Here is a 13,660-nt window from a genome sequence, read left to right as displayed (position 1 = left end):
AAAAGTAAAAAAATAATTCAAATTACTTAACGTTAACTTAAAAATGTAGGCATTACTATAATAATTAGTAAATTCGCCAGCATCATTAACCAAGGTTTTCAATGACAGAATTTAACTTTAAAAAGTGGAATAATATATTAGCGTGGCTAGTATTCGCAATATCTTGTACAGTCTATGCTTTAACTGTAGAACCAACAGTAAGCTTTTGGGATGCAGGAGAATATATCTTAACATCGTCTAAACTACAAGTTGGGCATCCACCAGGAGCACCATTATTTCAAATGATGGGAGCATTCTTTTCTATTTTTGCCTTAGAACCTTCACAAATTGGTATGATAATGAATTTAATGAGTGCTGTATCAAGTGCATTCACCATTTTATTCATGTTCTGGACTATCAGCCTATTATTAGTCAAACTTGTTAAGTACAACAAAGACTCCAGCCAAGGAAAAGGTATGGCTATTTTGGGTAGTGCTTTTGTAGGTAGTTTGGCGTTTACTTTTACAGATTCTTTTTGGTTTAATGCTGTAGAAACTGAGGTGTATGCTATGGCTACACTCATCATGTCTATAATGTTCTATTTAGCTTTACGTTGGGAGCAAGATATGCACAAGCCAAGAGGTAACCGCTGGTTAATCCTCATTGCTTTTGTTATTGGACTTTCGTTTGGTGTTCACTTTATGGGACTGTTGACCATTCCGGCTATTGGTCTTATTTACTACTTTAAGAATTACAAAACCATAACCGCGAAAAACTTCATAATAGCCAACGTTGCTTCAGCAGCAATACTATTATTTATTTTCAAATTATTATTGCCTTCAACCTTAAAGCTGTTCGGTTATCTCGAAGTATTTTTTGTTAACTCTATTGGATTACCTTTTAACTCTGGAACTATTATCACAGGACTACTAGTTATAGCACTATTTTATTTTGGATTGAATTATACACGCAAAAAGGGTATGATTCATATCAATACTTTGGTTTTGTGTTTAATGTTCATTTTTATAGGATTTTCATCTTGGATGATGTTACCTATTCGTGCAAATGCCAACGTAATTATCAACGAAAACGACCCTTCTGATGCCAGAGAGTTACTTGCATACTATAACTTAGAGCAGTACCCTGAAACCCATTTGTTTTATGGCCCTCAGTTTACTGAAATCTACTCAGGAGCAGATAAAGATGAGCCTTTTGTTAATGACAAAAAGAATTACGAACGTGATGATGAAAAGGGAGAGTATGTAATTATTAACGACTGGGAAGGTACAAAGCAAAACTACAATCATGAGCATGCCTCTATATTACCTAGAATGTGGAGTACAGAACATGCCGATAACTATATGATGTTTACAGGCTTTGCTGATTTTAAAGTTAATCCAAAACTAAAAAACAATGCTTTTAATGAGGCTTACAATGTTTTTATGGAAGGTGCTTTAAAGCAAGGACTAAGCGAATCTGAAGCTGATTTATATGCCACAGAGCAAGCTAACGCATACGCTTCCCAGGAAAAACAACGTATTGACAAAATTGTAAATGATCACAGAATTCGAATTAGAAAAGGGGAGGTAGATTATGAAACCCATGATAAATTTTTAAGACGCTATGGCCAGCAATATCTTGTTGTAGAACAACCTTCTTTTGCCGATAATATAGCTTACATGATTCAGTATCAATTTGGTTATATGTACTGGCGCTATTTTATGTGGAACTTTACCGGAAGACAAAATGATATTCAAGGTAGGTATGACGATTTTAATGGTAATTGGATTTCTGGTATTAAGTTTATTGATGAATTACACTTAGGAATATCGCAAGATAATTTACCTACAGAAGTTTTAGAAAATAAAGCACGCAATACTTATTACTTTTTACCACTAATACTGGGTCTAATAGGGTTCTTCTTTTTACTCTATTCAGATGCAAAGCGTTTTTGGGTCTTATTGGTTTTCTTTTTAATGACTGGTTTAGCCATTCAGTTCTATACCAACATTAGACCTTTTGAACCTCGAGAGCGTGATTATTCAGTTGTTGGTTCTTTCTATGTATTTGCTATCTGGATTGGATTTGGAGTCTATGCTATTTATGATCTTTTAAAATCTAGTATAAAAACTAAGCTATTAGCACCTGCTGTATCCTTAGCTTGTTTAATTATTGTACCAGGTATTTTAGCAGCAAACAATTGGGATGACCATGATCGTTCAGGAAAATACACAGCAAATGCTATGGCTAGAAAGTATTTGGAATCTTGCGCACCAAATGCAATTTTATTTACCATAGGCGACAATGATTCATTCCCGTTATGGTATTTACAAGAAATTGAGGGAGTAAGAACAGATGTACGTGTAGTTAACACCAGTTTATTTCAAACAGATTGGTATATAGACCAAATGAAACGTAAAGCTTATGAAAGTGACCCTATCCCTTCCCAATTAACACATAATCAATACAGAGGAAGCTACAGAGATGTAATTATCTATAGAGAAATAACTCGACAAATTGCAAACGACACTTTAGATATTAAAGAGTTTATGGATTTTGTATCTAATGATGACCCAAAAACTAAGTTTGAGTATGTAGTAAAAGCACAAGGGGAAGACCCAAGACAATACCCTAAGCATATATTAAACACTAACTATTTCCCTACGAGACATATAAGTATTCCTGTTAATAAAGAAGAAGTTTTAAAAAATGGCACCGTTAAAGCTAAGGATGCTGATAAAATTGAAGACAAGATATATGCAGATATAGAAGGAAGCTACATCTATAAGAACAGACTATTAATGTTAGATATAATTGCCAATAACAATTGGGAAAGACCTATCTATTTTACTGGTGGCGCATTTGGTGCTGATGATTACATTTGGCTAAAAGACTACTTACAATTAGATGGTATGTGTTATAAACTAGTACCTATAAAAACACCTGTAGACAGAGCCAACCCTTATGATATGGGACGTGTTGATCCTGACCTAATGTATAATATGGTCAAAAAATGGGATTGGGGCGGAAGCGGTGAAGACATCTACCATGATATTGAAAGTAGAAGAAACGGTATAACTTATAGAGGTAATTTAGCAAGATTAATAGAAGCGCTTATTAATGAAGACAAATTAAAAGAAGCCGAAGAAATAGCAGACATAGCAATGGAAAAAATGCCTGTAGACAAGTTTGGCTACCACTCACTTTTAGAACCATTTATTAGTGCATATTACGAAGTGGGTAATATTGAAAAAGGCAGAAATCTATTTAAAGAGGTTACTAAAGTCTATCAGGAAAATCTGGTATATTATAGTGGTTTGGACGAAGAAGATATAATGAGGTTTTTTGAAGATAAAATTTTGTTAGACATTCAACGCTACAGATCTTTAATTGACCTTCTTTTCGTCTATAATGACAAAGAATTTGCTATGGAAGAAATGAAGACATATAATAATTACGTTGGTCTTTTAGAGGAGTTCTTCGGAACGGAAGAAGAATTAGAGGAGCCGATTGATGACATTGATATCCAATCTATTTTAAACGATACTATAAAAGATTCTATAGCACCTGAAGAATAAGACATATGAAGATTATTCCTGCTAAGACACCTGGCTTTGTAAAACATTTATTTCCAAAGTTTGTCTGGAATATCAATACAACTAAAAAAGAGCTTTATCTTACTTTTGATGATGGCCCAACACCAGAAATAACAGATTGGGTGCTTCAAACATTAAAAGCATATAACGCTAAAGCAACATTCTTCTGTATTGGAAAGAATATTGAATCTAACTTAGGTATTTTCGAGGCTATTTTAAAGGACGATCATAGCATCGGAAACCACACCTATAATCATTCCAAAGGCTGGAAAACAAAAACAAAAGCGTATATAGAAGAAATTGAATTCACTGATTCTGTCATCAATTTTCAGGTTCAAAACACTAAACTAACAGATCTTACCAATCTAAAGTCTAATAAATTCTTTAGACCACCTTACGGTAAATTTAAAAGTAAGCAAAGTACTAGGTTGCAACAACTAAACTACGACATCATTATGTGGGATGTTCTTTCTTATGACTGGGACAAGTCTGTAAGTGAGGAAGGGTGCTTAAACAATGTAATTTCTAAGGCAAAAGAAGGAAGCATTATTGTGTTTCATGATAGCGTTAAAGCCTCTCGTAATCTAAAGTACACACTACCAAAAGTCTTGGATTTTTACAGCAGCAAAGGATATGAATTTAAAGCAATATCTAAAAGTATTCTTGAATAATACTAATTAAAGTATCTGCATCTTGCTCACCACTATGACGCCATTTCATTTCGCCATTTTTATAAATTATCAATGTTGGTAAACCTTTAACACGAAGTGCCTCTGCTAGCTCTCTGTTTTTATCTACATCAATCTTAATGACCTTAGCTTTATCGCCTAATGCCGCGGCAACATCTCTAAGGATAGGATGCATTGCTGCAGATTGATCATTCCATTCTGTGTAGAAGTCTAATAGCACCGGAATATCGACATCTATTAATTCCCCAAATTTTGACATATATTGTTGTTTTAGTCAAACGAGTTCTACAAACCTACATAAAATTTTCACTAAAAAAATATAGTAAGTTCGTAATGAACCACATAAAAATAAACAATTGTTAGCAATTATGCTTGTTTTACTCCTTTTTTGAGCTCTATAACCGTAATCTCAGGCCATATGCCAACTCTACCTGGATAAGCTAAAAAGCCAAAACCTCTATTAACATTTATGTATTGCCCTAAAGCCTCATAGATACCTGCCCATTGATTATATCTCCATTTCGCTGGACTCCATTTTATCCAACCAGGAATCTCAATACCAAATTGCATACCATGTGTGTGGCCACTCAGAGTTAAGTGATAATGATATTCGTTATTAACAACTTCAGCATCCCAATGACTAGGATCATGCGTCATTAAAATTTTAAAATCATCTGAACTAATTTGTGAAGATGCTTTTTTTAAATCCCCTTTTTGTTTAAATCCTTTTCCCCAATTCTCAACACCTACAATGGCTATTTTTTCACCATTTTTTTCCAAATATCTATGCTCATTCAGCAAAAGATCAAAACCTATTTCTTTTTGAATTTCCTTTAAATCTTCTAAATTTTTGATTTTCTCTGCTGACGAATTCCAATCTACATAATCACCATAGTCATGATTACCTAGCACAGAATATTTACCATCCTTTGCTTTCAACCTGCTGAAGGTTTCCTTCCAAGGAAGCATTTCAGTCGCTTTGTTATTTACCATATCACCAGTAAATAGTATAACATCAGATTTTTGCTCATTTACTAAATCAACTGCATATTCTATCTTTTCTTTATTATCAAAACTACCAGAATGTATATCGCTGATTTGAGTTAGTCGATAACCGTCAAAAGCATCAGGTAAATCTTCAAAATGCAAAGTATAATTCAGTACTCTAAAATTATATTTCCCTTTAAACATTCCATATAATAGTGAAGCAAAAGGAATAGCTGCTATCCCTAAAGCTATTTGACTAATAAATTTACGACGCCCAGGAACATGTAAGGCCTCTCGCTTAACTATAAATTTATCATATAGACTGTATAACCCTCTAATAATATCTTCGCCTAAAAGAATAGGCACTAAAACCAAGTTAACAGACATAAATGTTAAAAGAAAACCAAAAGCATAGCTCTTTGCAGGACTTAAAACACGTCCTTCGCCAGTTACCGTAAACTGAATAATAAAATTACCCACCACAATCACGGCAATACCCAAAAAAAGATAATGAATCCAGCTTTGCTTTGTTATGGTCTTTATAGCTTGAAAACCATAAGCAGTAAGCAGAATATATATTATAATAAAAATAATCCATCTTGTCATAAGACAAATATAAAGTATATAAAACCCTAAACTTTAACAGTTACTTTATATTTAACGCTATGTTAAGATTTACTATCTTTCAGCAACTAAAATCTCTACCAAGTGCGCAACGTTTTGTTCTTATGCTTCATTGCTATCCTTTTATTTTTTGGATGCAATAAAAACAATAATCTCAAACCTGCAAAAAAAGACCAACCACTAACCAACTACGTCAATACGTTCATTGGCACAGGTGGTCACGGCCACACCTATCCTGGTGCAACGATGCCTTTTGGTATGATGCAATTAAGTCCCGACACACGTTTAGAGGGTTGGGACGGCTGCTCTGGCTATCATTACACAGACGAATACATCTACGGATTTTCACACACACATCTTAGCGGCACAGGCATTAGCGATTATGGTGATGTACTTTTAATGCCAACCAACAAAGTGAATTTTAACAATGGTTCAGATGGAAAATCTGGATATCGTGCACATTTTTCACACGAGAATGAAAGTGCAGAACCTGGCTATTATAAAGTACATTTAGACTCAACTGATATTGATGTTGAATTAACGGTTTCCAAACGAAGTGGTATTCATAAATATCAATTTCCATCGGCTAAAAATCAGTATGTGGTTTTAGATTTAGCACACAGAGATAAACTGTTAGGTTATAAAATTGACAAGTTAAACGACACAGAAATCAATGGATACAGACATTCTGCTGCTTGGGCAAAAGACCAGCGTTTGTTCTATCATATTAAATTTTCGCACCCAATAAAAAACATCGTCTATGATGATGAAGGTGTGGCTGTGAGTAAAAACTACAAGTTTGAAAGTAAAAAGGCCGTCATTCAATTTGAAAACCCAAACAACGAACCAGTCTTCATTAAAACAGGAATTTCAGCTGTTGATGAAGTTGGTGCTTATAAAAATTTGGAAGCCGAAGTTTTAAACAAAGATTTTAAAACCGTAAAGCAAGAAGCACAACAAGCCTGGGAGTCTCAGCTTGAAAAAATTGTTATTGAAAGCACTTCGACTCCGCTCAGTGACCAAGATTTAGACAAAAAAACCAATTTCTATTCTGCATTATATCATACAATGATTGCACCAAATATTTATCAAGATGTTGATGGTCGCTATAGAGGTATGGATTTAGAAATTCATCAAACTAAAGATTTCGATTATTACACTGTGTTTTCACTTTGGGACACGTATAGAACTGCTCATCCGCTTTATACGATTATAGAGCAAGACAAAACCAATGATTTTATAAATACATTTTTGGCTAAATATGATGAAGGCGGCATAATGCCAATGTGGGATTTATCAGGAAATTATACTGACTGTATGATCGGCTACCACGCTGTACCTGTTGTTGCCGATGCGTATTTAAAAGGTATTCGCTGCTACGATACCGAAAAAGCTTTTGAAGCTATGAAGCATTCGGCAACGCGAGATAAATTTGGGTTAGAAGCCTATAAAAATTATGGTTTTATTCCTGTTGATGAAGAAAGCGAATCGGTTTCAAAAACCTTAGAATATGCTTATGATGATTGGACAATAGCTCAGATGGCAAAAGCGATGAATAAAGACGACGATTATAAAACCTACATTCAACGTGCGCAGTACTACAAAAATGTGTTTGACCCAAGTAGTAAGTTTATGCGTGGACGTTTTAGAAACACGTGGTTTGCGCCTTTCGATCCTTATGAAGTTAACTTCAACTATACCGAAGCCAATTCTTGGCAATACAGTTTTTATGTGCCGCAGGACATTTCTGGCTTCACAGATTTATTGGGTGGAAAAGATGCTTTAGAAGCCCAACTTGATGAATTATTTTCGGCAAAAAGCGAAACTTCGGGACGTCATCAGTCAGATATCACAGGTTTAATTGGTCAGTATGCGCACGGTAATGAGCCGAGTCATCATATGGCTTACCTTTATAATTTTGTAAATAAGCCACATAAAACGCAAGAGAAAGTTCATCAAATTTTAACCGAACTTTATAAAAACGATCCAGATGGTGTTTCGGGAAATGAAGATTGTGGACAAATGAGTGCTTGGTACGTGTTGAGTTCTATGGGCTTTTATTCTGTAACGCCAGGTTCTAATCAATATATCATTGGTGCACCACTTTTTGACAAAGCCACCATTAATCTGGAAAATGAAAAACAATTCAACATAACAGCGCATAATCTTAGTGACACCAATAAGTATGTAGAATATGTATATTTAAATGGCGAAAAATTGAACAACACCTACATCACTCATAAGGACATTATGAATGGTGGTAATTTGGAATTTCATATGACCGATAATCCAGCGGTTTGGGGAAGTCGAGATGGTCAAGAGCCAAAAACCGAAATAACAGATCATATTATTTTACCGTCGCCATTTATTGAAAAAGGCGATATCACTTTCAGAGGTTCTACGGAAGTTGTTTTAAATACTTCTGAAAAAGATGCAAACATATTTTATGCTATTAATGATGAAGATTTTCAACTTTACAAAACGCCTTTCATTATAACAGAAGACACAAAAGTGAAGTTATATTCTGAAAAAGACGACCTGAAAAGTCCTGTGTTAACCACACCATTTTATAAAATTGATCCAGACTTAAGCATCACGCTTGAAAGTGAATTTGCCAATCAGTATTCAGCAGGTGGAAATGATGCGCTTATAGATGGTATTAGAAGCACCAAAAACTACAGAACAGGCAGCTGGCAAGGTTATCACGATACCGATTTGGTTGCCACTGTAGATTTAGGAAAACTTAAACCTATCAACCTGATTTCTGTAAACTTCTTGCAAGACCAAGGTGCTTGGATTTTTTATCCAACGGAAGTGAAATGTCTTGGTTCGGTAGATGGAAAACAATTTTTCCCTATTGAAAAACAACCAAGAAAAATTGATGCAGCTAAAAAATCAAATAACATTGAAATTAAAGAAGTTTATTTTAAACAAGTCCCAAAAAAATGTAGGTACATTAAAATCATCGCAAAGAAATTAGGCGAACTACCAGAATGGCATTTGGGCTACCCAATGGATGGCAGAAGCTGGATTTTTGCTGATGAAATTTCGATAAAATAAGTAAAACTAACTAACAATTATATGAGCAATCAAAACAACAAATCGGCTTTAGCAACCTTAGTCACCGTTTTCTTTTTCTGGGGATTTATTGCCGCATCCAACAGTGTATTTATTCCTTTTTGTAAAACGTATTTTAATATTGACCAGTTTCAATCGCAATTGGTAGATTTTGCTTTTTATGGTGCGTATTACATTGGTGCTTTGTTATTATTTATTCTTTCTGGTTCTATTAAAAAGGACATTATGAATAATTGGGGCTACAAAAATGGAATTATATACGGCTTGTTACTTTCAGCCGTTGGTGCTTTTGTAATGTATCCTGTAACTGCAGGTGCCGAACAAGGTCAAACCGGTGTATTTTATCTGGTGCTCATCGCATATTTTATTGTTGCCTTAGGCTTCTCGCTGCAACAAACCGCTGCCAACCCATTTGCTATTGCACTTGGAGACCCAAAAACTGGTTCGCATCGTTTGAATTTAGCTGGTGGTATTAATTCCTTCGGAACAACCATAGGACCTGTTGTGGTAAGTTTAGTCATTTTTGGCTCTGCAAGCTGGAGCACTGATGAATTAGCATCTATGATTGCTAATAATGAAATTACGCTAATGACGGTTCAACAATTGTATCTTGGAGTTGGAGGTTTATTTCTAGCTGCAGCAGCATTGTTCTACTTTTCTAAAAAACTACCTGCTTTAAAATCTGAAACAGCTTTTGAACCAGCTAACAAAGCTAGGAATTTACTCATTGTTTTAACTTTAATAATTGTAGGGTGTTTTGGATATATTTTTAGCACCTATTCTGGCAATACTGAAGTTACAGAAGACCTAGAACATACAAGATTAATGGTTTTATTCATTGCGCTTTTTGCTGTTATCGCAGCAGTTTTTGTTGCCAATTCTAGTGCCACAAAAAAGCCTGAAGGTTGGGGAGCAATGAAATATCCACAACTGGTTTTGGGTATGCTAGCTATATTCACCTACGTAGGTGTAGAAGTTACTGTTGGTAGTAATCTTGGTGAACTTTTAAAACAAGAATTTGAAAATTCAGGGCTTAACGCCTTAGGTTTACCTGTATTAAATGACTCTCAATTAGGCTCCTACATCTCGTTATATTGGGGCGGATTAATGATTGGTCGTTGGGTTGGTGCCATTACTGTTTTTAATCCAAGTAAAGGTCTTAAAAAAGCCTTACTTATCATTGTTCCTTACATTGCCTTTGGTGTTATTATCCTAGTAAACTCTATAAAATATAGCTTTAGTACGGACGAAATTTTATTTTTCGCCATTTGTATTGCGGTTCAAATCGGTGGTTTCTTCTTAGCTAAAGACAAACCTGTTCAAACTTTAAAAATATTTAGTTTATTAGGTATCATTGCAATGCTTATAGGTCTATTTGCTTCTGGTAATGTAGCATTATTTGCTTTTATATCTGGCGGATTATTTTGCTCTATAATGTGGCCTTGTATTTTCACCTTGAGTATTGCAGGTTTAGGCAAGTACACTTCTCAAGGTTCTTCATTTTTAATAATGATGATTTTAGGTGGAGCCATCATTCCACCTGTACAAGGAAAGTTAGCTGATGTTTTTAATATACAATCGTCGTATTGGATAGCTGTGATCTGCTTTGCATACCTTTTATTCTATGCATTTAGAACAAAGACCGTTTTAGACAAACAAGGTGTTGAATATTAAATCTTAGATTTTGAAACGAAGAAACTTTATAAAAAACGCCGCGTTAACAGGCGCAGGATTAGCTATTGGAAACTCTATCACAAGTTGTGCTGATTCTAAATCTAAAGACAATAGCAGTCAAACTATAGCATTAACAAGTAAAGCTGAATTGCCATTAGTAATCGCAACTTGGCACGTTAAAAATGCTACAACAAAAGCTATGGAAGTCTTACAAAATGGAGGCAATGCTCTAGATGCTGTGGAACAAGGTTGTATGGTTGAAGAGGCTGACATTAAAAACAGTTCTGTAGGCAAAGGCGGTTTACCCGATAGAGATGGAAATGTGACGCTAGATGCCTGTATTATGGATAAGCACGGAAATTGTGGGTCTGTGGTTTATCTTCAAAACATAACACACGCAGTATCTATTGCTAGAAAAGTGATGGAAGATACACCACACGTTATGTTGGCTGGCGAAGGTGCTAAACAATTTGCCATTTCAAAAGGATTTAAAGAAGAAGACTTATTGACGGATTCCTCAAAAAAAGCTTGGGAAGACTGGAAAGTAAAAAGCGAGTACAAACCCATCATCAATATTGAAAACCACGATACCATTGGTATGCTAGCCATAGATAAAAATGGAGATATTGCAGGTGCTTGTACCACAAGTGGATTGGCTTACAAAATGCAAGGACGTGTTGGTGATTCGCCAATAATAGGCTCTGGATTATTTATTGACAATGAAGTTGGAGGTTGTGTAGCTACAGGTCTCGGTGAAGAAGTAGTGAAAACCGTTGGCAGCTTTTTGGTGGTAGAATTAATGCGACACGGTAAGTCACCTCAACAAGCTTGTGAGGAAGCCATCAATAGAATTGTATCTAAGCCAAATAGTAATTATAAAGATTTTCAAGTAGGCTATATTGCTGTTAATAAAAAAGGGGAAACCGGAAGTTATTCTATACATCAGTGGTTTAGTATGACTAAGTTTCAGGATGGAGTTAATGAGCAGATTCAGTCTGATTTTTATTTAAAACCTTAGAACCATTTAATTGTCAGTCTCGCTAATTTCTCTTTAAAATTAGTGTATGGTGGAAATAGCAATTCATTAATACCAAAAGTATATTGTTTTACAACAGCACGCTGGTTACTAAAGGCTTTAAAACCATAAAAACCGTGACTTTTACCTATACCACTGTTATTCACACCGCCAAATGGTAGATTATGATTCGCATAATGAATCACATTAGTGTTTATACATGTACCTCCTGCTCTGGTATTTCTAATTATCTTTTTTGTATTTCTTTTACTGTTACTGTAGATATACAATGCTAATGGTCGTTCTTTGGAATTGATATAAGTAATAGCTTCATCTAAGGTTTTATAAGTAACTATTGGTAAAATTGGTCCAAATATTTCCTCATTTAATAATGAAGCTTCATCACTTACACCTGAAACTATTGTTGGAGCTATATATTTTAAATTAGCTTCTACATCTCCACCAATATCTAAATTGGCATTTAAGCTTTTTGCATTTTCTAAATGAGATTGTAAACGTTCAAAATGTTTTTGGGTTACAATCCTTGCGTAAGAATTTGATGTTTCTGGCTGCTTAGAAAAGTAGTGTTCTATCCATTTTTTGCAGGCTATAATGAACTGCTCCTTTATACTTTCATCTATTAATACATAATCTGGCGACACACATATCTGCCCTGCATTCATAAACTTTCCCCAAACAATACGCTTGGCAGCTTTATCAATATTTGCAGTACTATCTATTACCGTTGGAGACTTTCCGCCCAACTCAAGTGTCACTGAAGCTAAATGTTTAGCAGCAGCAGACATCACGATTTTACCAACATTTGGTGAGCCTGTAAAAAAGATATGATTAAATGGTAATTGTAATAATTTTTTTGAGGTTTCAACTTCACCCTCTACTAAGGCAACTTCATTATCATCAAAAACAGTTCTAACAATTTCAGACATCAAAGCTGAAGAATTAGGTGTCATTTCTGATGGTTTTATAATAACTGAATTACCTGCTGCAATTGCAGAGACCAAAGGCCCAAAGGTTAAGTTAAACGGAAAATTCCATGGTGAAATAATTAGGCAGACTCCTTTAGGTTCATAAATATAATAAGAGCTTGAGCCTAGCATGGAGATAGGTGTATCTACCTTTTGCTTTCGCATCCATTGACGTAGGTTAGACTTTGCAAATTTAATTTCGCTTATAATAGGATAAATCTCAGTGAGCTCTGCTTCTACTCTAGGCTTGTTTAAATCTTTGTGTAACGCTTCAATAATTTGATCTCTAAAAGTTACTTCAATCGCAGTCCTCAGTTTTTTTAATTTCTCTATTCGAGCACTATAAGGTACAGTTCCTATTATTAGTTGTTGAAATTGTTGTTTTAAAAATAACTGATAATGTGGATTTTCATTAAAATCTATACTGTCCGTTTTCATGTGCTTATTAATATAATTATAACTATGCATTTCATCGATAATATGTGTAAAGCATCTCTTTTAACCTGAAAATCAATGATTTTAACTTAACAAAACAACGCTTTTAAAGGGCTGAGAGCTCATTTTGTGTATTTCATCGATGTTTTTGACTAACAAATGTCAGTTATCTAATTATCGCCTTGTTTCGTCCAAAAATTTCACCCTATATAAACAAACCGACGTTTCTTTGAATCGAAATTAAAACAAAACGGTTTAATAACAATGAAAAAAGGTTTAGTCATATTAGCTTTCTTAACAATGTCTCTAGCAGGATTTGCGCAGCAAGACGTTGTAAGTAACGTTGAGACTGAATTGGTTGAAACTATTAAGCCTGAAAAGCCTGAGGTTGCAAAAGCCACTATATCTGCTAAAGCTAAGGCTAAAGTTTTAAGATTAAATCATAAGAAAAGTAACGAGATTATAAGTATTAAAGCTTACAGAAAAAGTCTTCAAATTAAAGTTAAGACCGTAAAGCTTTGCTAATTAATATGCTATTAACCATTGAAAAAGCCAAAACACATGTTTTGGCTTTTTTGTTTATAAATACTCGTAAGT

Annotated in this window: 9 protein-coding genes; 6 read left to right on the top strand and 3 right to left on the bottom strand. The window is 34.6% G+C overall.

The window, feature by feature from the left end:
* The first annotated feature begins 101 nt into the window (after positions 1-101).
* Entirely contained in the window at positions 102-3,557 is a 3,456-nt protein-coding gene (locus V1468_RS05745; RefSeq protein ID WP_331809267.1) for a DUF2723 domain-containing protein, read from the top strand.
* 5 nt (positions 3,558-3,562) lie between these two features.
* Entirely contained in the window at positions 3,563-4,246 is a 684-nt protein-coding gene (locus V1468_RS05740) for a polysaccharide deacetylase family protein (RefSeq protein WP_331809266.1), read from the top strand.
* Here the strand turns inward: V1468_RS05740 and V1468_RS05735 are convergent.
* Positions 4,227-4,523 carry a thioredoxin family protein gene (locus V1468_RS05735; protein WP_331809265.1) on the bottom strand — a complete coding sequence of 99 codons (297 nt, stop codon included), beginning with the start codon at positions 4,521-4,523 and terminating at the stop codon, positions 4,227-4,229. The two genes, V1468_RS05740 and V1468_RS05735, sit on opposite strands and share 20 nt — an antisense overlap.
* Positions 4,524-4,630: 107 nt before the next feature.
* On the bottom strand, positions 4,631-5,857 hold the full coding sequence (locus tag V1468_RS05730) for a metallophosphoesterase (protein ID WP_331809264.1): 1,227 nt from the start codon (positions 5,855-5,857) through the stop codon (positions 4,631-4,633).
* A gap of 102 nt (positions 5,858-5,959) precedes the next feature.
* Here V1468_RS05730 and V1468_RS05725 point away from each other — a divergent pair, with 102 nt between their 5' ends.
* The 3 genes from V1468_RS05725 to V1468_RS05715 are packed head-to-tail and all read left to right on the top strand — an operon-like array spanning position 5,960 to position 11,645.
* Positions 5,960-8,935 carry a GH92 family glycosyl hydrolase gene (locus V1468_RS05725; protein WP_331809263.1) on the top strand — a complete coding sequence of 992 codons (2,976 nt, stop codon included), beginning with the start codon at positions 5,960-5,962 and terminating at the stop codon, positions 8,933-8,935.
* A gap of 21 nt (positions 8,936-8,956) precedes the next feature.
* Positions 8,957-10,627 carry an MFS transporter gene (locus V1468_RS05720; RefSeq protein ID WP_331809262.1) on the top strand — a complete coding sequence of 557 codons (1,671 nt, stop codon included), beginning with the start codon at positions 8,957-8,959 and terminating at the stop codon, positions 10,625-10,627.
* Between the two features lie 10 nt (positions 10,628-10,637).
* Positions 10,638-11,645 (top strand): isoaspartyl peptidase/L-asparaginase family protein, encoded by a 1,008-nt coding sequence (locus V1468_RS05715; RefSeq protein WP_331809261.1) that lies wholly within the window; start codon positions 10,638-10,640, stop codon positions 11,643-11,645.
* Here the strand turns inward: V1468_RS05715 and V1468_RS05710 are convergent.
* Positions 11,642-13,066: an aldehyde dehydrogenase family protein gene (locus tag V1468_RS05710; protein ID WP_331809260.1), complete on the bottom strand. Its 1,425-nt coding sequence runs from the start codon at positions 13,064-13,066 to the stop codon at positions 11,642-11,644. The two genes, V1468_RS05715 and V1468_RS05710, sit on opposite strands and share 4 nt — an antisense overlap.
* A gap of 261 nt (positions 13,067-13,327) precedes the next feature.
* On the opposite strand from V1468_RS05710, the gene V1468_RS05705 reads away from it, so the two are divergent.
* A complete protein-coding gene (locus V1468_RS05705) occupies positions 13,328-13,588 on the top strand; it encodes a hypothetical protein (protein ID WP_331809259.1) in 261 nt (86 codons plus the stop codon).
* Positions 13,589-13,660: the final 72 nt, after the last annotated feature.

Source organism: Winogradskyella poriferorum (genome assembly GCF_036553625.1).
GTDB lineage: Bacteria > Bacteroidota > Bacteroidia > Flavobacteriales > Flavobacteriaceae > Winogradskyella > Winogradskyella poriferorum.
This window is presented reverse-complemented; position numbering and strand designations above follow the sequence as displayed.

What these genes read in the sequence shown, in the direction of transcription:
- V1468_RS05745 (WP_331809267.1), top strand. Translation starts at nt 102, where the DNA reads ATGACAGAATTTAACTTTAAAAAGTGGAATAATATATTAGCGTGGCTA.
- V1468_RS05740 (WP_331809266.1), top strand. Translation starts at nt 3,563, where the DNA reads ATGAAGATTATTCCTGCTAAGACACCTGGCTTTGTAAAACATTTATTT.
- V1468_RS05735 (WP_331809265.1), bottom strand. Translation starts at nt 4,523, where the DNA reads ATGTCAAAATTTGGGGAATTAATAGATGTCGATATTCCGGTGCTATTA.
- V1468_RS05730 (WP_331809264.1), bottom strand. Translation starts at nt 5,857, where the DNA reads ATGACAAGATGGATTATTTTTATTATAATATATATTCTGCTTACTGCT.
- V1468_RS05720 (WP_331809262.1), top strand. Translation starts at nt 8,957, where the DNA reads ATGAGCAATCAAAACAACAAATCGGCTTTAGCAACCTTAGTCACCGTT.
- V1468_RS05710 (WP_331809260.1), bottom strand. Translation starts at nt 13,066, where the DNA reads ATGAAAACGGACAGTATAGATTTTAATGAAAATCCACATTATCAGTTA.
- V1468_RS05705 (WP_331809259.1), top strand. Translation starts at nt 13,328, where the DNA reads ATGAAAAAAGGTTTAGTCATATTAGCTTTCTTAACAATGTCTCTAGCA.